This window comes from Rhizobium sp. SRDI969 (assembly GCF_025152725.1).
Taxonomy (GTDB): Bacteria; Pseudomonadota; Alphaproteobacteria; order Rhizobiales; family Rhizobiaceae; genus Rhizobium; species Rhizobium leguminosarum_I.
This window is the reverse complement of the sequence record NZ_CP104035.1, coordinates 724,700-744,698: the sequence shown is the minus strand read 5'-3', so window position 1 is coordinate 744,698 and position 19,999 is coordinate 724,700. Positions and strand designations below refer to the sequence as shown.

The 19,999-nt window shown below is 61.2% G+C and carries 20 protein-coding genes; 12 read left to right on the top strand and 8 right to left on the bottom strand.

The genetic code is table 11. The annotated features are described in order from the left end of the window. The 3 genes from N2A41_RS03565 to N2A41_RS03555 are packed head-to-tail and all read left to right on the top strand — an operon-like array spanning position 1 to position 4,852. Complete coding sequence (locus tag N2A41_RS03565) at positions 1-1,299, top strand: M16 family metallopeptidase (RefSeq protein ID WP_017963152.1); 1,299 nt, start codon at positions 1-3, stop codon at positions 1,297-1,299. Positions 1,300-1,328: 29 nt separating this feature from the next. Beyond that, positions 1,329-1,943: a GNAT family N-acetyltransferase gene (locus N2A41_RS03560; RefSeq protein WP_017963151.1), complete on the top strand. Its 615-nt coding sequence runs from the start codon at positions 1,329-1,331 to the stop codon at positions 1,941-1,943. Then, complete coding sequence (locus N2A41_RS03555; protein WP_170258445.1) at positions 1,940-4,852, top strand: sensor domain-containing phosphodiesterase; 2,913 nt, start codon at positions 1,940-1,942, stop codon at positions 4,850-4,852. The genes N2A41_RS03560 and N2A41_RS03555 overlap by 4 nt, the downstream gene beginning before the upstream one ends. Positions 4,853-4,978: 126 nt before the next feature. Here the strand turns inward: N2A41_RS03555 and N2A41_RS03550 are convergent, their stop codons facing one another. Further along, positions 4,979-5,605, bottom strand: a complete 627-nt coding sequence (locus tag N2A41_RS03550) for a class I SAM-dependent methyltransferase (RefSeq protein ID WP_222387134.1) — start codon at positions 5,603-5,605, stop codon at positions 4,979-4,981. A 492-nt stretch (positions 5,606-6,097) separates the two neighbouring features. On the opposite strand from N2A41_RS03550, the gene N2A41_RS03545 reads away from it, so the two are divergent. The 4 genes from N2A41_RS03545 to N2A41_RS03530 all read left to right on the top strand — a co-directional run bounded on the left by N2A41_RS03545 (position 6,098) and on the right by N2A41_RS03530 (position 9,706). After that, entirely contained in the window at positions 6,098-6,925 is an 828-nt protein-coding gene (locus N2A41_RS03545; RefSeq protein WP_170258447.1) for a transporter substrate-binding domain-containing protein, read from the top strand. Between the two features lie 59 nt (positions 6,926-6,984). Next, complete coding sequence (locus N2A41_RS03540) at positions 6,985-8,265, top strand: NAD(P)/FAD-dependent oxidoreductase (RefSeq protein WP_260110296.1); 1,281 nt, start codon at positions 6,985-6,987, stop codon at positions 8,263-8,265. Positions 8,266-8,282: 17 nt separating this feature from the next. Beyond that, positions 8,283-9,254, top strand: coding sequence for an amino acid ABC transporter permease (locus N2A41_RS03535; RefSeq protein WP_260110295.1), 972 nt, complete (start codon positions 8,283-8,285; stop codon positions 9,252-9,254). A gap of 62 nt (positions 9,255-9,316) precedes the next feature. Then, positions 9,317-9,706, top strand: coding sequence for a hypothetical protein (locus tag N2A41_RS03530; RefSeq protein WP_170258450.1), 390 nt, complete (start codon positions 9,317-9,319; stop codon positions 9,704-9,706). Positions 9,707-9,744: 38 nt separating this feature from the next. Here the strand turns inward: N2A41_RS03530 and N2A41_RS03525 are convergent, their stop codons facing one another. Then, the gene (locus tag N2A41_RS03525) at positions 9,745-10,560 is read right to left on the bottom strand and encodes a PfkB family carbohydrate kinase (RefSeq protein WP_260110294.1); all 816 of its coding nucleotides are present in this window, start codon (positions 10,558-10,560) and stop codon (positions 9,745-9,747) included. Positions 10,561-10,626: 66 nt separating this feature from the next. After that, on the bottom strand, positions 10,627-11,640 hold the full coding sequence (locus tag N2A41_RS03520; RefSeq protein WP_260110293.1) for an SIS domain-containing protein: 1,014 nt from the start codon (positions 11,638-11,640) through the stop codon (positions 10,627-10,629). Between the two features lie 216 nt (positions 11,641-11,856). Here N2A41_RS03520 and N2A41_RS03515 point away from each other — a divergent pair, with 216 nt between their 5' ends. After that, on the top strand, positions 11,857-12,588 hold the full coding sequence (locus N2A41_RS03515; RefSeq protein ID WP_017963143.1) for a GntR family transcriptional regulator: 732 nt from the start codon (positions 11,857-11,859) through the stop codon (positions 12,586-12,588). A gap of 328 nt (positions 12,589-12,916) precedes the next feature. Here the strand turns inward: N2A41_RS03515 and N2A41_RS03510 are convergent, their stop codons facing one another. The 3 genes from N2A41_RS03510 to N2A41_RS03500 form a co-directional block, all read right to left on the bottom strand. Continuing rightward, on the bottom strand, positions 12,917-13,543 hold the full coding sequence (locus N2A41_RS03510) for a class I SAM-dependent methyltransferase (protein WP_260110292.1): 627 nt from the start codon (positions 13,541-13,543) through the stop codon (positions 12,917-12,919). Positions 13,544-13,828: 285 nt separating this feature from the next. Further along, on the bottom strand, positions 13,829-14,938 hold the full coding sequence (locus tag N2A41_RS03505; RefSeq protein ID WP_260110291.1) for a sulfite oxidase: 1,110 nt from the start codon (positions 14,936-14,938) through the stop codon (positions 13,829-13,831). 210 nt (positions 14,939-15,148) lie between these two features. Further along, positions 15,149-15,820 carry a DUF938 domain-containing protein gene (locus tag N2A41_RS03500; RefSeq protein WP_170258454.1) on the bottom strand — a complete coding sequence of 224 codons (672 nt, stop codon included), beginning with the start codon at positions 15,818-15,820 and terminating at the stop codon, positions 15,149-15,151. Between the two features lie 408 nt (positions 15,821-16,228). On the opposite strand from N2A41_RS03500, the gene N2A41_RS03495 reads away from it, so the two are divergent. Then, a complete protein-coding gene (locus N2A41_RS03495; RefSeq protein ID WP_222281470.1) occupies positions 16,229-16,579 on the top strand; it encodes a DUF2200 domain-containing protein in 351 nt (116 codons plus the stop codon). An 83-nt stretch (positions 16,580-16,662) separates the two neighbouring features. On the opposite strand, the gene N2A41_RS03490 is transcribed toward N2A41_RS03495, so the two are convergent. Then, positions 16,663-17,361, bottom strand: coding sequence for a TetR/AcrR family transcriptional regulator (locus N2A41_RS03490; protein ID WP_017963138.1), 699 nt, complete (start codon positions 17,359-17,361; stop codon positions 16,663-16,665). Between the two features lie 193 nt (positions 17,362-17,554). On the opposite strand from N2A41_RS03490, the gene N2A41_RS03485 reads away from it, so the two are divergent. The 3 genes from N2A41_RS03485 (at position 17,555) to N2A41_RS03475 (ending at position 19,056) form a co-directional block, all read left to right on the top strand. After that, on the top strand, positions 17,555-18,040 hold the full coding sequence (locus N2A41_RS03485; RefSeq protein WP_017963137.1) for a RidA family protein: 486 nt from the start codon (positions 17,555-17,557) through the stop codon (positions 18,038-18,040). Between the two features lie 142 nt (positions 18,041-18,182). Then, complete coding sequence (locus N2A41_RS03480; protein ID WP_222281467.1) at positions 18,183-18,608, top strand: hypothetical protein; 426 nt, start codon at positions 18,183-18,185, stop codon at positions 18,606-18,608. Between the two features lie 139 nt (positions 18,609-18,747). Then, on the top strand, positions 18,748-19,056 hold the full coding sequence (locus N2A41_RS03475; RefSeq protein ID WP_222281466.1) for a Dabb family protein: 309 nt from the start codon (positions 18,748-18,750) through the stop codon (positions 19,054-19,056). A gap of 32 nt (positions 19,057-19,088) precedes the next feature. Here the strand turns inward: N2A41_RS03475 and N2A41_RS03470 are convergent, their stop codons facing one another. After that, complete coding sequence (locus tag N2A41_RS03470) at positions 19,089-19,988, bottom strand: metal ABC transporter solute-binding protein, Zn/Mn family (protein WP_260110290.1); 900 nt, start codon at positions 19,986-19,988, stop codon at positions 19,089-19,091. Positions 19,989-19,999: the final 11 nt, after the last annotated feature.

The window sequence follows — 19,999 nt, the reverse complement described above, 5'->3', positions numbered from 1 at the left end:
ATGACAGTTGAGTGCACCCGGCTGAAATCCGGGCTGACAGTAGTCACAGAGACCATGCCGCATCTTGAAAGCGTTGCGCTCGGAGTCTGGATCAAATCGGGATCGCGTAACGAGACGGACAACGAGCACGGCATCGCTCACCTGCTCGAACACATGGCCTTCAAGGGCACGGCGCGCCGCACGGCCCGCCAGATTGCCGAGGAGATCGAGGATGTCGGCGGCGAAGTCAATGCCGCGACCTCGACCGAGACGACCTCCTATTATGCCCGCGTGCTCAAGGACTACGTGCCGCTCGCCGTCGATATCCTCGCCGACATTCTGACGGAATCGGCCTTCGAGGAAGAGGAGCTGGAGCGCGAGAAGCAGGTGATCCTGCAGGAGATCAACGCCGCCAACGACACGCCCGACGACGTGGTGTTCGACCGGTTCTCCGAGGCCGCCTATCGCGACCAGACGCTCGGCCGGGCGATCCTCGGCACGCCGGAGACCGTCGTCTCCTTCACGCCGCAGCAGATCCGTGGCTATCTCGGCCGCAACTATACGACCGACCGCATGTTCGTGGTCGCCACCGGCGCCGTCGAACATGAAGAATTCCTGCGCATGGTCGAGGATCGCTTCGCCAGCCTGCCGACGACCCCTTCCGCCCCGCCGGTCATGGAACCGGCGCGTTATATCGGCGGCAGCGTGCGCGAACCGCGCGACCTGATGGACGCGCAAATCCTGCTCGGCTTCGAAGGCAAGCCCTATCACGCCCGCGATTTCTACTGCTCGCAGATCCTCGCCAATATCCTTGGCGGCGGCATGTCCTCCAGGCTCTTCCAGGAGGTGCGCGAGTTCCGCGGCCTCTGTTATTCGGTCTATGCCTTCCACTGGGGCTTTTCCGACACCGGCATCTTCGGCATTCATGCCGCGACCGGCGGCGAAAACCTGCCGGAGCTGGTGCCCGTCATCATCGATGAGCTGCACAAATCGGCCGATGCGATCCATCAGAAGGAAATCGAGCGCGCCCGCGCCCAGATCCGCGCCCAGCTGTTGATGGGTGCGGAAAGCCCGGCTGCCCGCGCCGGCCAGATCGCCAGGCAGATGATGCTTTACGGCCGGCCGATCTCCAATCCGGAGATGATGGAGCGGCTGGAAGGTATCACCATCGAACGGCTGACCGATCTCGCCGGCCGGCTGTTCTATGATACGGTGCCGACGCTTTCGGCGATCGGTCCACTGGAACAGCTCGCCCCGATGGAAGACATCACTGCCTCGCTTTCGGTCCCGGCGTCGAAGACGCTGCAGGCAAGCCGCTGAGCCGACGTCCGTCCTGCCGGGAGTGATCGATGCCAAAATCGGTTTTTCGGTTCCTGCAGCGGCAGCCGGAAGCGGTGCAGCTGGAGAACGACAGATATCTCCTGCGCCTGCCGCGCTACCAGGATTTCAACCAGTGGCACCGGTTGCGCGCCGACAGCCGCAAATTCCTGGAACCCTGGGAGCCGACCTGGCGGCGCGACGAGCTGACGGAGGGCGCATATCGTGCACGCGTCGTCCGCGGCAAGCAGGAATATGCCTCGGGCCAGGCGGTGCCGCTGTTCATTTTCCTCAAAGACGACATGACGCTCGTCGGCGGCGTCACCATCGGCTACATCAGAAGGGGGGCGGCACAAAGCTGCATGATCGGCTACTGGATGGGCGAACGTCATGCCGGCCAGGGGCATATGTTTGCCGCTCTTCAAATGGTTATTCCTTACATCTTCACCGGGCTTGAGTTGCACCGTATCGAAGCAGCCTGTATTCCAGATAACGCGCGCAGCATCCGTCTGCTTGAAAAAGCCGGGTTTCAACAGGAAGGCTATCTGCGCGGATATTTGAAGATCAACGGTCAGTGGCACGACCATGTGATGTTTTCACGTCTCGCCACCGATACGGATAAAGGCAGGAAAACCGACAGCCGATGACAAGAGACCGCATGCTGCCCAAGTCACCGTCCGGACAAGTGATCGCGGTGATCGCAGCCCTTTTCCTGGCGGCATTCGCCTTCATGGCGGGCGTTGCCCAGGCGGCCGAACCGGTAAAAATTTCCCGTGACGATACCGCGCTCGATCTGACGGCGACGACCGAGATCTACGCCAACCAGGGCGAGGCCTTCCAGGTTTCGACGGCCGCCGGCGCCGACGGCATCCGCCGCCGCATCGAGGTCAGGGCGAGCTCGGAGAACCATCAGGGCGACTGGGCGGTGTTTGCGCTTGCCAACGTTTCGGAAGAACAGCTCGAGCGCGTCATCGTCGCGCCGCATTTCCGTCTGGTCAATTCCAAGCTGTTCTGGCCGGATCTCGGCTCGCAGCGCATCAGCGCGATTACGCCCAGCGAAGGTTTTGCGCTCGATCGGCAGCCGAGCGACGAGGCCGACGTCTTCCGCATCACGCTGAACCCCGGCGCCGTCATCACCTTCGTCGCCGAACTGTCGACGCCGGAGCTGCCGCAGATCTATCTCTGGGAACCGAACGCCTACAAGGACACGATCAACGCCTTCACGCTCTATCGCGGCATCGTGCTCGGCATTGCCGGCCTGCTCGCGGTGTTCCTGACGATCCTCTTCGTCGTCAAGGGCACCTCGATGCTGCCGGCGACGGCAGCCCTTGCCTGGGCGGTGCTCGGTTATATCTGCGTCGATTTCGGTTTTCTCGGCAAGCTGATCAGCGTCGCCTCGGCCGACCAGCGAATATGGCGCGCCTGCGCGGAGGTGGCGCTGGCCTCGAGTTTCGTCATCTTCCTCTTCACCTATCTCAACCTCAACCGCTGGCATGCGCATCTCGGCTACGCCACGCTTGCCTGGGTGCTCGGCCTTGCCCTGCTCTTTGGCGTCGCGATCTACGATCCGTCGATCGCCGCCGGCATCGCCCGGCTTTCCTTCGCGTTGACGGCCGCGACGGGACTGCTCTTGATCATCTATCTCGGCTTCAACCGCTACGACCGCGCCATTCTGCTGGTGCCTGCTTGGGCGCTGACGCTCGTCTGGCTGTTCGGGGCGTGGCTGACGGTTACCGGACGGCTCGACAACGACATCATCCAGCCGGCGCTCGGCGGCGGCCTCGTGCTGATCGTGCTTTTGATCGGCTTCACCGTCATGCAGCACGCTTTTGCCGGCGGCGCCTTCCAGCAGGGGCTGTTTTCCGATCTCGAGCGGCAATCGCTGGCGCTGACCGGCTCCGGCGACATGGTATGGGATTGGGACGTGGCGCGCGACCGCGTCGTCACCATTCCCGACGTGTCCGTCAAGCTCGGCCTGTCTCCCGGCGCCATGCATGGCGCGGCGCGCAACTGGCTGCCGCGGCTGCATCCCGACGACCGCGACCGCTTCCGCGCCACACTCGACGTGCTGCTCGAACACCGGCGCGGGCGGCTGAATCACGAGTTCCGCATCCGCGCCGAGGACGGGCATTTCCACTGGCTGTTGATCCGCGCCCGGCCGGTGCTCGGCTCGAACGGCGAGATCATCCGCTGCGTCGGCACGATCGTTGACGTGACCGAGCAGAAGAATTCCGTCGAGCGGCTGCTGCATGATGCGCTGCACGACAATCTGACCGGCCTGCCGAACCGGCAGGTCTTCCTCGACCGGCTGCAGTCGGTGCTGGCGCTGGCGCCGGGCGGCGAGACGCTCAGGCCGACGGTGATGGTGATCGATATCGACCGCTACAAGCTGGTCAATGATTCGCTCGGCGTCGCCGCCGGTGACAACATCCTCATCGCGCTGACGCGCCGCCTGCGCCGGCTGTTGAAACCGCAGGACACGCTGGCCCGGCTTGCCGGCGACCAGTTCGGCCTCATCCTGGTTTCCGAGCACAATCCGGCCAAGGTCGCCGATTTTGCCGATGCGATCAGCAAGGCGATCATGGTGCCGATCAACTTCGCCAATCGCGAGATCATCCTGACGGCCTCGGTCGGGCTTGCCTCATGGGTCGACCGGCAGGAGAGCGCCACCGGCCTACTCAGCGATGCGGAGCTTGCGATGTACCGGGCAAAACGGGCCGGCGGCAACCGCGTCGAGCCGTTCCAGCCGGCCTTCCGCGACTTCGGCACCGACCGGCTGCAGCTGGAAACGGATCTGCGCCGCGCCATCGAGCGCAAGGAATTGTCGATGGTCTACCAGCCGATCGCAAGGCTGGAGGATGTCGAGGTCGCCGGCTTCGAGGCGCTGATGCGCTGGGAACATCCCAAACGCGGCAATATCCCGCCATCCGAATTCATCCCGATCGCCGAGGCCTCCGATCTTATCGGCCCGCTCGGCATGTTCGCGCTGGAACAGGCGACCAACGATCTGATGAGCTGGCAGCACCAGACCGGCGAACTGCCGATCTTCGTCTCGATCAACCTGTCGAGCGTGCAACTGCTCAACAACGAACTCTATGACGACGTGCGTTCGGTTCTCGCCAAGACGCATTGCCAGCCCTCGCGCCTCAAGCTCGAACTGACGGAATCCATGGTGATGGAAAATCCGGAACAGGCCCGCCTCGTGCTGCAGAAGCTGAAGGAGGCCGGCATCGGCCTGGCGCTCGACGATTTCGGCACCGGATATTCGTCGCTCGCCTATCTCACGCGCTTCCCCTTCGACACGATCAAGCTCGACAAGACTTTGGTGCGCGACAGCAGCGACAAGAAGGCGATCGTGCTCAGATCGGTGATATCGATGGCACGCGAACTTGAGATGAAGGTGGTGGCGGAAGGGATCGAATCCAACGAGGATGCGATCGAACTCGCCAAGATGGGCTGCAACTACGGCCAGAGCTACCTTTTCGGCCCGCCGATCCCTTCGGAATCGGTGCTGCGGCTGCTGCGCGACCGGTTTCCGCTGACGAAACGGGCGTGACCCGGCAGGTCTCGTCGGTTTTCCGGTAGCAACCAAAGGCGGGCTTCGACCGGAGGCGGACATTGCGGTGACCACCTGGCGTTCATAGTCGCGCCACAACCGGCCATTCCCGCAAGTTCTGGTGCGTCACGCCCGGCTCGCCCGAACAGTCAGCCACCGATCATGGGGCCTTCCGACGCACCGACGTACCTCGCTGACGATCCAGCCGGCGTCTGTGAGTGCGGACCGCAGGGCAGGCTCGCGCCAGTACGTCTCGACGTAGCGCCGGGGCGCTGCAGCACTGCCGTGTGTGGACACATCCTCGCCTTCGCCCTCTCTAACCGAGGCATGCAACCGGCCACCGATCCGGGTCGCCTCGGCAATCCGCCCAAGCACCGTGCCGAAATCCTCGCGCGCGACATGAATCAGGCAGGCACAGGCCCAGATCCCGTCATACGGCGTGCCGGGACGCTGCGGGTCGGCCAAGTCGTCGATCAGCGGGTCCAACAGGTCGGCTTCGAAGCCACTTTCGCGAAGCAGTTCGACGAAACCCTTTGCAATGTCGGTGCGCCGGACGCTCATTCCGCGCTTCTCAAGCTCAAGTGCATCTCGCCCGCCACCGCTTCCGATCTCCAGCACCCTGCCCGAGCCGCCTAGCTCGGTCACGAACGCATCGATCTCTGTCGCGACCCATTCGGGCATCGCCGCGGCCTCGGCAGCGTACTCCGCCGCGACCCTATCATAGAACCGCACGGTATCCAGGTCGGTGCTCATCCTAGCGCTCCTCCTTCAAGACAAGAGGCTTGATGAGCAAGAGGCCCATCAGCCCGTTGCGCCCTTCACACTTCGGCAGTGGGCGACATCGCAGGCGATTTGCTTCCGAGCTTTAGCAGATATGCAGGTCAGAGACACCGCCGACCGCCTTCGGCCCGCGGCGGAGATATGTTCGTTGTTGAAGGATGCGGCTGCTTTGCGCCCTTATCGGTCGTTGACGTTTTCTGGGCTTTTACCGAAAGCAGACCATCGTCGATCCTCGAACGCGATGTTCCGTCGCAATTTCTAAGCACGGCGTTTCTTCCCTCCTGTCAGCCAGCCCCTGGCGATCGCCGACGTAACGCTTCTCGTGAAATGTACGGTGGGCAAGCGCGTGCAATACTGCTTGGCGTATCAATGGGGCGGAGTGGCTATTGACAGCGCCATAACATTCCTTTCATCTATGTTGTAAGACATCTTACATACTTCATGTGATGGAAAGGGAGGATTTCGATGAGGAGACTTTTGACATGGCTGGCACTTGGTGCGGCCGCAATGACGCTTTCGACGCAGGCTCAAGCTGGGGCGACGCTCGATCGGGTGATGGAAAAGAAGGCAATGGTCGTCGCCACCAACAGTGGTTGGCCGCCGCAGAGCTATCTTGACGACAGCAACCAAATGGTCGGTTTCGATATCGATGTTTCCCGCGAGATCGCCAAGCGTCTTGGCGTCGAAATTAGCTTCGAAACGCCGGATTGGGCGACGCTCACCGGCGGTCGGTGGCAGGGCCGCTACGATCTCGGCGTCGGCTCAGTGACACCGACCAAACCGCGTGCGCAAGTGATCGATTTCGTCGGCGTCTATTACTACAGCCCCTATGTCTATGTCGTGCACAAGGACAATACCGCCAAGACCGTCACCGACCTCAACGGCAAGGTGATCGGCGTCGAGACCGCGACGACCTCGGAGGATTTCATCAATCGCCGCCTGGAGATAGACGCGCCGGGCGTTCCACCGATCGAGTACAAGCTGGAGCCCGGTGAAGTGCGCACGTTCGCCGATTCCATGCTGCCCTTCGATGACCTTCGCCTCGGTGACGGCGTTCGCCTGTCCGCCGTTATCGCGCCGGAACAGACGGCCAGGAACGCGATCAAGAACGGCTATCCGGTCCGCGTTCTCGAAGGCGAGTATGCCTTCCGCGAGCCGCTCGTCGTGATCGCCGAAAAGGTCGACCCGGACTGGACCGCGAAGGTCGGCGACATCATCGCCGAGATGAAGAAGGATGGCACGCTCGCCAAGCTGACCACCAAGTGGTACGGCAAGGACTATAGCGCAGATTGATTTGCGGCGTCGCACGGGCGGTTTTGCCCGCCCGTGCCTTCCATTTCGAAGAGCATGCAATGTCCTACCCCGATACGTATTACAAGAGAACCATTGCCGAAGATCGGTCGCGGTCTTCCCTCTCTGGGCCGGAGGATTGCGACGCGGTCGTGATCGGCGCAGGGCTGGCTGGTCTGACAACTGCGCTGCAACTCGTCCGCGCCGGCCAGAAAGCGGTCGTGCTGGAAGCCGAGATCGTGGGCTTCGGCGCGTCCGGCCGCAACGGTGGTTTCGTAGCCCCCGGCTTCGCCACCGGCAGCGATGACATCGCCCGGACGGCGGGCAAGGATGCCGCCAAAAAGCTCTTCCATCTCTCGACGGAGGGTGTCGAATTCATCCGCGACACCATCCGCGATCTCAATATCGAGAGTGCAGCGCCGCAGCCCGGCATCACCAGTGTGTTGCGCCATGATGATGCCGCGTCGCTCAAGACCTACCGCGAGCAGTTGCTCAAAGACTACGACTACGAACTTGACTATCTCGACACCGAGCAGGTGCGGGCGATGCTGAAGTCGCAACGATATTTTCAGGCGCTCCGCAATCCCAAAGCCTTTCACATGCATCCACTGAATTATCTCCGCGCCATCGCCGCCGAAATCGAACGGCTCGGCGGCAAGATCTTCGAGGGTTCGGCAGCGATTTCGACCAGCCTTTCAGGCGCGGAGAAACGCGTGCGCACCGCCAATGGCGAAGTCCGAGCCCGGCACATGGTCTTCACGACAGGCGGCTACACCGGCAGCCTGGAGCCGCGGCTCCAGCGCGCTTTCCTGCCGATCGCGACCTATGTGATGGTCAGCGAGGAGGCGCCTGATCTGATCGCCAATGCGATCGCGACCGGCGATGCGGTCGGCGACAACCGCCGCGCCGGCGATTACTACCGGCTTGTGGACAATGGAAAACGCATCCTCTGGGGCGGCCGGATCACCACACGCGCGGCCTCCACGGCCGGCGTCGTTGCTGAACTCCGCCGCGAGATGACCGGCACCTATCCGCAGCTCTCCGGCCTCAAGACAGAACTCGCCTGGTCGGGCCTGATGTCCTATGCCCGCCACCTGATGCCACAGATTGGCGAGGTCAAGCCCGGCGTCTGGCACTGCACGGCCTTTGGCGGCCACGGGCTCAACACCACCGCGATCGGCGGCAAACTCGTGGCCGAGGCCATACTCGGCCAGGGCGATCGTTACAAGCTGTTTGCGCCATTCGGCCTGGTCTGGGCTGGAGGCGTCGCCGGCCTTGCCGTGGCGCAGCTCACCTACTGGAAACTTCAAGCACAGGACTGGTGGCGCGAACGCACTGCCTGAACCAAGGGACGCAGCGCATGCTGGCTCGACTCATTCTCACCTATCCTGATGCCATGAGGCGCCTCGGCGTGGCGCTGATTATCCTGGTGATTACGCTCGGCCTGTTCCAGCTTGGCGTCAGTTCGCATTGGCTCGGGTATATGCTGCCGTCGAGCGCGCCATGGGTGACCGATAATCCGCTCGTCAGCCGCTTTGTGTCCTCATTGCTGATCGCCTTGATTCTCGCAGCCAATTGGACGCTGCTGCGGCTCCTACCGCGCCGCTGGCAGATCATCGGCGTGTGGGTCGAACTCTTCGTCCTGCTAATGCTCTTCTTCTATTCGTTCAATCTTTCCTTCGCCTTCATCGCGAAGAAAATCGGCTTCCTCATCACCCAGGGAGTCACAACGACGCTATTCATTTCGGCGATCTCAATCGCGGTCGCCACTGTAATCGCACTGGCTGGCGCTATTGCCAAGCTCTCGCGCAACGGCGTGATCTATGGGCTTGCGACCTTTTACACTTCGCTCTTTCGCGGCCTGCCGCTGCTCATGCAGATCTACATCATTTATCTCGGCCTGCCGCAGGTCGGCTATGTCATCGGCGCGATACCGGCGGGCATCCTTGCCCTGTCGCTCTGCTATGGCGCCTATATGACCGAGATTTTCCGCGCCGGCATTGAAAGCATCGACAGGGGCCAGTCGGAAGCGGCGACCGCGCTCGGTCTCAAGCCCGGCCAGACCATGGCCTTGGTGATTCTGCCACAAGCCATGCGCATCATCATCCCGCCGACCGGCAACCAGTTTATTGCCATGCTGAAGGATTCCTCGCTCGTGTCGGTCGTTGGGGTATGGGAGATCATGTATCTCGCCCGCACCCAGGGACAGACCGAGTTCCGCCATATTGAAATGCTGATCACCGCTTCCATGATCTATTGGCTGCTTTCAATCGGGCTGGAATATACCCAATCCCGCATCGAAGAGCGGTTCGGCCGTTTCAATGTCCGCTGAGACCTCCTTCATCAGGACACTCCAATAGGCGTGCCGCCGGTATCGCCGTTCTTGCCTTGCCGGTGGCGCTGCGACCCGGCACCGCCGAATTCAATATCGGCCACGTCGCCGCCTTCGTCTCGACGGTCGTCTTCGCACATTCGCTGCTATTGTTGCGACGCGCCAAGGCTGCGGAAAGCGATAAAGCACTGATTGCGACCCTGCTGGTGGTCATGACCCCCTTGAGCCTCCTGACAGCGCTCAGCAGCACCGGCCTCTCGGCCATGGATTTCAACCATACGGGCATTGTTGTTATCGCCGGCATTTTGGGTCTTGCCGGCCACGTGCTACTGGTGCGGGCCTTCCGTGCCGGCGAGGCATCGGTCGTGGCGCCGTTTCAGTACAGGCAGATCATCTGGGGCTGCCTCCTTTTGCGGCACCGGTCGATCCCTACACGATCGCTGGCGCGCTGATCATCATTCTGTTCGGCTGGCTGGTACTCCAATAGGTATCACAGCGCCGTCGGCTTCTGTGGAAAGCCGCCGACATGGCTGCAGGTGAGCGCTGCCCGGTCTCGTCCAGCCTTGACCGCGTCCTGCAACGATCCACCGCCAACATGCACGGACAGAAATCCCGCGATGAAGCTGTCGCCGGCGCCGGTGGTGTCTACGACCTCGACCTGCATGATGCCCGTCTCTGCCCGCTCTTCAAGCGTCGCCGCCACCGACCCCTTCGCGCCCCGCGTAACCACTGCGACCCGAACACCGGCGGAAAGAAAGCGGTCGATCATCGCTTCGACCGCCGTGTCGTCCTCGCCCGCCGAGCCAAAGGCAATCGTCAGGCCCTCAATGCCGAGATTGGCCGGGCCGGCGTTGACGGAGACATCCTGCGAGACACTGACACCGGCTGCAGCGAGCGTGTGTCTCAGAGCACCGCCATCATCCAGCCAACCTATATGGACGTGGTCCATGGTCTTCAGCGCGGCGATATCTTCTTCCGATGGCCGGTAGCCAGCGCAGACGCCGAAATCCTCAAACAGAAACACGCGCTCGCCCGACGGCAGGACCTCGATGTCCGTATGGGCAGTCTTGCCTAGCCGTTCCTGCATATGCGCAACAGCAACGCCATTCTCGATCAGGGCAGTTCGCGTCCGCCGGCCATCGAGATCAGGGCCGACGGCTCCGAGATAGAATGCCTCATGGCCAAGCGTCGCGAGATGTACTGCGACATTTACCGCATTGCCGCCAACAAGTGCCTCGCCGATCGACGGCGACAGGAACTTGTCGATGCAATTGTCGCCAACCGCTGCAACGCGAAGTCTCTTCATACAGCTCATCCCCGACAATGCCGCGCCTGCCTCTAGGAGCATTCGCGGCGCGCTGTCAAACTCGCGTCAATAGTTGACCCGCTTATAGTAGCGTCGCGTGGTCAGCGGATGATTTCGCATGACTTCGAGATGCGCGCTGATGCGTTCGAGCACCGTGGCGAGCAACGCTGGCGAGACCAGCCCGCGGACCTCGGGTGAAATGCCGGGCAGCGCAAATTCGGCCGTATCGAGCACGGTCAACCGGTCGGTATATTCAGGTGCGAAATTCTCCACCCGGTCGGCCAGTGGACGCAAGGCATCCTCGCCCTTGAACAGGATGACGGAAACGCCCTCCTCGACCAGTTCCAGCGTGCCGTGGAAGAAATCGGATGCATGCACCGGCCGAGTACGGATCCACTGCATCTCCTCGAGAATGCACATGCCGTAATAGAAGGCTTGCGGCCAGACATTCCCGGCACCGGTGATGATGTGATATTCGGCTCCGGCAAGCACCCTCGCAAAAGCCTCGGCCTTCGGCTCATAAGCGCGCTTCACTTCGAGCAGTAGCGCCGGCAACCTGTCGAGTTCACCCGCGATCTGATTGTAGTTCTCGATCTCCCCGCGATGGCGCATGATCGAAAGCGCGATGAACAGCGATTGCAGATAGAAGGATTCGCAGGACGTATCGTCCTCGGCGAAGTTCACGAAGACATGATCGCCACCTTTGCCGATCGGCGTTTCCTCATGGCCGACCAGAGTGATCACCATAGCGCCGGCTTCCTTCGCCTTGGCGAGGAGTGCCACGCTTTCCCTCGTCGTGCCCGACAGCGAGGGTATGACGACGATCGATTTGCCATTCAGGTTTGCCGATCCGGTCAGGACCAGCTCGGCCGGTATGTCGAAAAAGACCGGAAACCGCGACTGGCGTAGCAGCAATTGGGCTGCCGGCTGCATCAGGATCGCAGCGCCGCCCGTTCCGAGGAAATGGATGTTTTCGGCACCGGCGGCCAGGCAATCGGCGATCACCCGGTCCAACCGTTCGCGCAGGGCCACCGCGCCGGACTGGATGCGGAGAAACCTCTGTTCGTCAAAATTCAGCATGCAAGCCTCCGTTCGCGATAGTGTCAGCGACTAACACCGACAATGTTGTAAGACAACTGACATCTTGATTTAGATGTGTCAATAACTCGACTGTGAATTTGCACTGGCTTTAGCAATACCCTTGGTTAATGCGACGCTGTCGGGGCACCAGAAATTTGTTGACCACGCTGCCAATGTCAGACAAGCACATTCAGGACGGTAGAGAGGATTGCGGTCTTGGACGAGCCCTTGCGTGACAAACAGACCCTTGTGATCAAGCTGCGCGACAGGATCCTGGATCTCATCCGCGACGCGAGCCTGAAGCCCGGTGACAAGCTGCCAACCGAGGCCGAACTTACCCAGCGCTTCAGGATTTCCCGCCCCGTCGTCCGCGAGGCTCTCAAACTCCTCGAACAAGACAACCTGATTTATGCCGAACATGGCCGCGGCCGCTTCGTTTCGCCGATGTCCGCGGTGCAAGTCGATCGGCCGATTACGGTGTTCGAGAGCGTGACCGACATGGTCCGGCACTATGGCTATGAGATAGTCAACAAGGTGCTGTCCATTGCCGAAGAAGCGCCGGATGAGCTCGTCGCAAGGCAATTGCAGATGCGGGTCTCGGATCGCGTGATCCGCATCGAACGCCTGCGGCTCCAGCGCGATGAGCCGATCATGTACTGCGTCGATTACGTGCCGCGCAGCCTCATTTCCGCTCGTCTCTACGACATCGACTGGAGCGGTTCGCTGCTCGCGCTGCTCGAGGAGCACAAGAACAAGCCACGAATGTCGGCAGCGAGCGTATCCGCCGTCGTGCTGCCGAACGACGTTGTCGAGCGCAACGATCTAAGGGACTTCGGCCCGGCTCTCCTGATCACCGAAACCTGCTTCAATGCTGCCGGCATACCGGTGATCTACGCGATTGATTATCACCGAGGCAGCCACTTCTCGTTCAGCCTGGCGAGAAAATAAGGTTCAACCGCAAAGTTTGAAGTGCAGGTTAAGAGACATCCTACTCAAAACGGTATGGGATTTTGTGACGATAGCTGCTCAAGACCTTGGCGCCGAGGACCGAAGCGTCCGCTTTCCGCTGACGAAACGGGCCCGAGCGGAACGCCCAGTCTCGTCGATTTCCTCGGTAGCAACAAAAGGCCGACGTCAGCCCGAGACGGCCACTGCTTTGCGCCCCCTTGTCGGCCACAGAGGGGATCTTTGCCTTCGCCCGGAAGCCGACATTGCGGTGACCACCTGGCGTTCATAGTCGCGCCACAACCGGCCATTCCCGCAAGTTCTGTGTGCGTCACGCCCGGCTCGCCCGAACACTCAGCCACCGATCATGGGGCCTTCCGACGCACCGACGTACCTCGCTGACGATCCAGCCGGCGTCTGTGAGTGCGGACCGCAGGGCAGGCTCGCGCCAATACGTCTCGACGTAGCGCCGAGGCGCTGCAGCACTGCCGTGTGTGGACACATCCTCGCCTTCGCCCTCTCTAACCGAGGCGTGCAGTCGGCCACCGGTCCGGGTCGCCTCGGCAAGCCGTCCAAGCACCGTGCCGAAATCCTCGCGGGCGACATGAATCAGGCAGGCACAGGCCCAGATCCCGTCATACGGCGTGCCGGGACGCTGCGGGTCGACCAAATCATCGGTCAGCGGGTCCAACAGGTCGGCTTCGAAGCCGCTTTCGCGAAGCAGTTCGACGAAACCCTTTGCAATGTCGGTGCGCCGGACGCTCATTCCCCGCTTCTCAAGCTCAAGTGCATCTCGCCCGCCACCGCTTCCGATCTCCAGCACCCTGCCCGAGCCGCCTAGCTCGGTCACGAACGCATCGATCTCTGTCGCGACCCATTCTGGCATCGCCGCGGCCTCCGCAGCGTACTCCGCCGCAACCGTATCATAGGACCGCACGGTATCCAGGTCGGTGCTCATCCTAGCGCTCCTCCTTCAAGACAAGAGGCCTGATGAGCGAGAGGCCCATCAGTCCGTTGCGCCCTTCACACTTCGGCAGTTGGTGATATCGCGGGCGATTTGCTTCCGAGCTTTAGCAGAAATGCGGCCAGAGACACCACCGACCGCGCCAATGCTGCCGGGCGGCAAGGCGCCCTCATAATGGTCATCGAGCCACCTTTCGCTGCTGCTGCAAAGCGGACATGACGCAGTGACAACGCGGGTCGCGGTTGCGCCAAAAGCCGCCATTCCGCCCCATGCGGGTGATTAGATTACGAATTCCTCGTCATACGTCTGTGGCTCGGGAACGACCGTAACCTCCACCGGCACGATCCAATTGGCCGCGTAGCTCTCGCAATCGGAACGCTGGAGCTCGGGCTGCACGCACCCCGCCCCATCGATCGCGCGACATCGCAGTATATATCGCCCCACTTCTTCAGGGGTCCACATGTACTCCCACAAGCGCCATGCAAAGGGACGTTCTGTTTCGAGGAGCCTCCCCTCGCGCCAGCCCCTGCCATCTCCGGTGCAGACCTGCACCTGCCGGATAGCAGCCTCTCCGCTCCAGGCGGCTCCGAAAATCCGGTACGGTTGGCCGGCGATGAGATGCGCCCCCTGTACGGGACGCGCGATCTGCGCTTTGACCTCCATCTCCGCAAGGGGGACCAGCGTGGGTTCCCCGAGGCTGCGCTCCCAACGGAAATAGTCGCGCGCCTGCCAGTAGCCAAGGAACGGTTCCTCCAAAACCGTGATATGCGTGATCCACTTGACCCAAGCCATGCCGAACCAGCCACCCACGACCGCGCGTAGCGGGTAGCCGTGATCGCGCGTCAACGGCTGCTCGTTCATCGAATAGGCAAGGATCGTGCTGTCAGCTATGGCCTTCTCAAGCGGTAAACTGCGCGCAAAAGCGATGGGGCCGGGAGAAGCCGTTTTCTTGTTCGTGTCGACGACGCCGCTGTCTGCGCCTATGAGCAGAACCTCAAGCGCGGTTCGCTTAACGCCCGCCATTTCTAAAATCTCGCGCAGAAGAATACCTGTCCACCCGGCATTGCCGACGGCTCCGTTCTGCCACTGCAACCCCTCCTTCGGCGGCTCATAGTAGACGCGCCCGTTCCCTGCACACTCGACGACGGCGGTGAAAGTCGTGCTCCGCATCGCCTTGATGCTGTCGAGGTCAAGTTCGATCGGCCGCTCCACCGCCCCGCCAACGCGCAATCTCCAGTCGCGCGCATTGAGGTCCGGCGACGGGAAATGGTTTCGCACGAAGAACAGCTCGGTTGGGATCAGCCAATCGGAGAGCGACGCAAACGGAAACTCGATGTTCTGTGGGGATTTTTGTCGAACTATCAGACTGGGTTGCTGTGGTGTCGGCATCGTCCTCGTCTCCCCTTTCAAGAGCACAACGTCGGCTCCCGGTCGCGCGAATTCCGGTACGATCACACCGCCCCTCGCAGTGCGTCCGTCGCATTCCGCCTTCGGGCCGCATTCTAGCACATACCGCACGTTTCTCGGATCGACCTCGAACGGCAGCAAAGGGCCCGAATGCTGCTACGGGCCTACGTCTCTTTCGCGCCCGCTTGTCGTTCAGGCACTACCGCTGGAGAAGACCAGCAATATATTGTTGGAAGGCATCTCGATCGTCTCGCGGAGATTAAGTCCAGCGGCCTCACCCACTTGTTCAAGATCAGCGATATCACGCACACCCCAGGATGGGTTGCGCTCCTTTAGAGCCGCGTCGAAAGCAGCGTTCGAGGGGGCGTTGTGTGCCCCGTCGCGCATGAACGGGCCGTAGAGAAGAAGAAGCCCACCAGCGTGAAGCAAACGGCCAGCTCCTGCGAACAATCCTAAGCTTGCCGCCCATGGCGCGATATGGATCATATTGATCGACACGATGGCGTCAAAATGCCCCGTTTGTTCGACGCCCCATTGTCCTGAGCACACATCAATATCCCGCGGTGCCAGCACATTCTTCAGCCCTGCGAATTTGATCCAGCTAGACGTACTGGTGCGGGCGTCGGCATCCGGATCGCTCGGCTGCCAGGTGAGGTTGGGCATTGCTCCCGCAAAACACACGGCGTGCTCGCCGGTCCCGCATCCAATCTCCAGCACGGCTCCACGTGTTGGAAGGACACGTTTTAGGACTGCGACGATCGGCGCCGAATTTCGCGCAACGGAAGGTGAGAACATGCGCTGGTCGGCGCTTATGTCGCGCTGTTCCAGCGCAACCGGTGAACGGTCCTTCTTCTCTGGGGGCATTGGTCTTGAATCCCCTTGGGCGATGTCTCCCACCATATAGCTGAAATGATGGGACAGAAACCAAGGATTTCGGACTTACGAAGGGGGTCGCCGGCCCGCGCGTTCGGCCGAGGGCGACCGAAGGTCCACTTCGCGTCAGATCACGCGTCCGCCAGGCTCAGGGTCTGCTTTCGAAAATCCGAGCCCGGAAGCCGACCGACGGCTTTCAGTCCCGTAGCGGTCGTCTACCCAATCCGAGCCGATGTCCGTTGTTGATGCAATCGCGAAGACGCGCGGCGCTGTAGAGATGCCGCCTTTGCACTGATCTACTTCGCGCCCGCGGAAGCTTACTCATTGTCGACCGCTTGTTGAGGACTTGAAGTCAGCTATCTCAAGCCGGAAAATATCCGGAACGTTGAGGAGCACTCGATGACGAAGCATCGCATCTATTCGGTCAGCGTCGCGAGCGTCTATCCCCACTATGTCGCCAAGGCAGAGAAGAAGGGGCGGACGAAGACGGAGGTCGATGACATCATCTGCTGGCTGACGGGGCATGGCCGGCAGAGCCTGGACGACCAATTGGCTGCGAAGACCAGCTTCGAGGATTTCTTTGCGCAAGCGCCTCAGATGAATCCTTCCCGATCGTTGATTACGGGCGTGATCTGCGGTGTCCGCGTGGAAGACATCCAGGAAACGACGATGCGGGAAATCCGCTACCTGGATAAATTGATCGACGAACTCGCCAAAGGGAAAGCGATGGAGAAAATCCTACGGAAATAGCCGGGAAACCGCGTCGCGGCAGTGCGCGATCACCCACGGCAAGCCCGCAGAATCCGGCACCGTCTCGCCCGGGAGATGGATGTTCATCGTCGCGGAGCAAGACCATCGAGCAGGAAGTCGAGGCCCTTCCTGAAAGCGCCGTCCCAATCATTGTCCAGCAGCAGACGAGAGCGCTCGATCGTCGGATAGTGCTCGCTCAGACCTGTCAGGCGCTGCTGCGCAGCCGCCCTGTCGTCGTCCGAGAGATCGAAGTTCGCCCGGGTGATGGTCGCGCCGATCACATAGTTCCAGAGCGACCAGATCGCGACGTTCAAATCCGCATCAGTGACACCGGCACCGGACAGGGTCTTGCTCAGCAGTTCCAGGCGAATGAGGATGTTCGGGCCGAGCGCCCGGCGCGGCAGCAGCGAGGCCGACCAAGGATGGCGCAGCATGCTGGCGCGCCAGTCTTCGAGCATATGAACGACGTCCCCGCGCCAGTCTCGAGACTCGACGATGTCAGACGGTCCGCGATATTCGAGCACCGAATCCAGCGCCAGATCGAAGACCTTTTCCTTGTTGTCGACGTGCCAATAGAGGCTCATCGCGCCCGAGCCGAGGCGATCGGCCAGCCGACGCATCTTCAATCCGTCGACGCCCTCGGCGTCCAGCAACTCCACCGCAGTCGCCACGATCCGTTCCAGCGAGAGAGGCGGCTCACTGCGCGGCTCCTGCCCCGACTGCGGTGACTCACTTCTCCGGCCAGACCCCTTGCTCTCACCGCCGCTGCGTTTTGCTGCCATTCGTCTTCCTTACCGATCAGACGTCGATCTAAGCCGACAATGCTGGGAATGTCGATCCTGACCGATTGACTCGTACGGCGTACGATGCAATCTAATCGTACGCTGTACGATTTGTATCATAGAGGCGATAGAGATTCATCCTGCAGGCCACGAGGATCCGTCGCACGCAGCCCTGAGAAGCCAAGAGAAAATCATGTCACCCGCGATCAAGCATTTCATTATCGGAGGATTCATCATCATGACCATCAGCGTTCCCACTGCGACGAGAGCCAATGACGATCTCAAATTGACTATCGTCAATCCAGAAAACCTCTACGACCCCTCGCCGAATGGCTACAGCACGGCGGTGATCGTGCCCCGCCAAGGCCGGCTGGCCTATATCTCCGGACAGGGCGGCCAGGATAGCGCGGGAGCCTTGTCGCCCGACTTCGCCGTCCAGGTGAAGCAGGCCTATGCGAATTTGCGCACCGCCCTCGATGCGCTCGGCGCACGGCCGGATCAGGTCGCCAAGCTGACGGTTTTCGTGGTCGATCACGATATGTCCAAGCTCGAGGTGCTGACCAGCAACGTCAAGGACATGTTCGGTGCGTCGCTGCCGGCGCAGACGCTGATTCCCGTTCCCAAGCTTGCCGTCGATGCCATGCTCTTCGAGGTCGAAGCCACCGTCGTTCTGGATTAGGAGCGGCACCGGATCGACACAATTTCGGATTTTCCCGGTGGCGTGCCAACATCTGCTGGCGTGCCGCCCTTCCCTTTTGTGAGTGGCCATTGACCAACCGCCTGCGATGTGCGCCACTCATGGCTTGTACAAGGAAAATCCCATGCTCAAGTTTCTGCTCGCCCTCTCGATGGGTGTTTTTTGCGTCTCGTCGCTTCAGGCCGGCGACATCACTCCGGTGACCAAAAGCTGCGAGCCGGGGGCAAAACAGGCGCAATGCGAGCGATGGGTCACGGATATTAAGAAAGCCGTCGAGCTGGCCTATAAAGGCGACCACGGTGCACAGGTGACCGTTGCCTTCTGCCTGTCCACAGGTTGCCATGGCGCCGTCGCCATCGACAAGGTCGCTTCCTGCAGCTGGCATCTGGTCATTGCCAATTCGGGCGTTGCGACAGTGCTCGACGCTTCCAATCTCAGGAACACCTGCCGGCCGATGACGCCGGCTGAGAAAGACCAGGCCCGCGCCTCGTCCCGCGATCTCGTCCAGAAGATCTACAAGCGCCCGATGGTCGCCACCGACCAGATGTAATCTGGTTGGGGTGCCGGCTCACGGCGCAACGTCTGCGTGAAAATAAATCTCATTGCTCTCCCGGCTTTCGCCGCTATTCTCCATCCAAAGAAAATCGGGCCAAAGAAAATCGGGCCAAAGAAAACCGGGAGGACCACTGATGATCCTGCACTGCGTATTCCTGCGGTTGAAGACCGCGATGACGAGCGAAGACAAGCAATCGCTGTTTGCGGCGATCGTCGCCCTGAAACAGGTCATTCCCGGCATATTGGATATCAAATACGGGCCGAATGTTTCGCCCGAAGGTTTGCACGGCGGGTTCGTCGACGGGTTTGCCGTGACCTTCGAAAGCGCCGAGGCCCGCGACGCCTATCTCATCCATCCCGAGCATGTGACGGTGGGCGAGCGCATCGTCTCGTCGACGGATGGAGGCCTTGCCGGCATCCTGGTCTTCGACCTTAATATGTGAGGGCCGCAGGATAGGCCTGCAGCCCTTAATCCTCAACTCGATTTCGCCATGGCGGCGGCGAGTTGATCGACATTGTACTTGAACATCTTCTCATAGGTCGGCGCCGGCCCCTTGGCGTCGGACAGGGATTCGACATAGAGCTCGCCGCCGGGCTCGGCACCGGTTGCCTTGGCGACCTGCTTGACCAGGCGCGGATCGTTGGAATTCTCGAAGAAATAAGCTTTCACATGCTCGCCGTTGATCTGCTCGATCAGCTTGGCGACGTCGGCGGCCGAGGCCTCGCTTTCGGTGGACAGACCGAGCGGGGCGAGGAAGCTGACATTATATTCGCGGCCGAAATAACCGAAGGCGTCATGGCTGGTCAGCACCTTGCGGCGATCGTCGGCCACCTTGTCGAATTTCGCATGGGCATAGGCGTTCAATTCATCCAGCGTCCTGGTGTACTTCTCGGCATTGGCCTTGAAGGCGGCGGCGTCCGTGGGATCGGCCGATGACAGCGCCTTTTCGATATTGGCGACCCAGACTTTGACGTTGACGGGGCTGTTCCAGACATGCGGATCGGTGATTTCCGCGCCGTCCTCTTCCATGGTGCGGGTGTCGATGCCTGCGGAGACGGTGACCGGTTTGCCCTTATAACCCGAGGCGGTGATCAGCCGGTCCATCCAGCCTTCCAGTCCCTCGCCGCTGACGAAGGTCACTGCAGCCGCCTTCAAATTCTTTGCATCGGCCGGCGACGGCTCGAATTCATGGGGGTCGCCATTCGGCCCGACTAGGCTCGTCACCTTGACGTGCTCGCCGCCGACCTGTTTGACGACGTCGGCAAGCACGGTGAAGGAGGCCACAACCTTCAGCGTTTCGGCGGAGGCGGGCATGGCCGACAGCGCCATCAAAGCGGGGATTGCTGCGGAGAGAAGCAGTCTGTGCAGTGTCATCGAAGGCTCCT

Bases quoted from the DNA above. Each gene is read 5' to 3' on its own strand.
- N2A41_RS03505 (WP_260110291.1), bottom strand. From the start codon at position 14,938: ATGCCGACACCACAGCAACCCAGTCTGATAGTTCGACAAAAATCCCCA.
- N2A41_RS03470 (WP_260110290.1), bottom strand. From the start codon at position 19,988: ATGACACTGCACAGACTGCTTCTCTCCGCAGCAATCCCCGCTTTGATG.
- N2A41_RS03550 (WP_222387134.1), bottom strand. From the start codon at position 5,605: ATGAGCACCGACCTGGATACCGTGCGGTTCTATGATAGGGTCGCGGCG.
- N2A41_RS03540 (WP_260110296.1), top strand. From the start codon at position 6,985: ATGTCCTACCCCGATACGTATTACAAGAGAACCATTGCCGAAGATCGG.
- N2A41_RS03560 (WP_017963151.1), top strand. From the start codon at position 1,329: ATGCCAAAATCGGTTTTTCGGTTCCTGCAGCGGCAGCCGGAAGCGGTG.
- N2A41_RS03500 (WP_170258454.1), bottom strand. From the start codon at position 15,820: ATGCCCCCAGAGAAGAAGGACCGTTCACCGGTTGCGCTGGAACAGCGC.
- N2A41_RS03485 (WP_017963137.1), top strand. From the start codon at position 17,555: ATGTCACCCGCGATCAAGCATTTCATTATCGGAGGATTCATCATCATG.
- N2A41_RS03555 (WP_170258445.1), top strand. From the start codon at position 1,940: ATGACAAGAGACCGCATGCTGCCCAAGTCACCGTCCGGACAAGTGATC.
- N2A41_RS03545 (WP_170258447.1), top strand. From the start codon at position 6,098: ATGAGGAGACTTTTGACATGGCTGGCACTTGGTGCGGCCGCAATGACG.
- N2A41_RS03565 (WP_017963152.1), top strand. From the start codon at position 1: ATGACAGTTGAGTGCACCCGGCTGAAATCCGGGCTGACAGTAGTCACA.
- N2A41_RS03520 (WP_260110293.1), bottom strand. From the start codon at position 11,640: ATGCTGAATTTTGACGAACAGAGGTTTCTCCGCATCCAGTCCGGCGCG.
- N2A41_RS03495 (WP_222281470.1), top strand. From the start codon at position 16,229: ATGACGAAGCATCGCATCTATTCGGTCAGCGTCGCGAGCGTCTATCCC.
- N2A41_RS03490 (WP_017963138.1), bottom strand. From the start codon at position 17,361: ATGGCAGCAAAACGCAGCGGCGGTGAGAGCAAGGGGTCTGGCCGGAGA.
- N2A41_RS03535 (WP_260110295.1), top strand. From the start codon at position 8,283: ATGCTGGCTCGACTCATTCTCACCTATCCTGATGCCATGAGGCGCCTC.
- N2A41_RS03525 (WP_260110294.1), bottom strand. From the start codon at position 10,560: ATGAAGAGACTTCGCGTTGCAGCGGTTGGCGACAATTGCATCGACAAG.
- N2A41_RS03510 (WP_260110292.1), bottom strand. From the start codon at position 13,543: ATGAGCACCGACCTGGATACCGTGCGGTCCTATGATACGGTTGCGGCG.
- N2A41_RS03475 (WP_222281466.1), top strand. From the start codon at position 18,748: ATGATCCTGCACTGCGTATTCCTGCGGTTGAAGACCGCGATGACGAGC.
- N2A41_RS03480 (WP_222281467.1), top strand. From the start codon at position 18,183: ATGCTCAAGTTTCTGCTCGCCCTCTCGATGGGTGTTTTTTGCGTCTCG.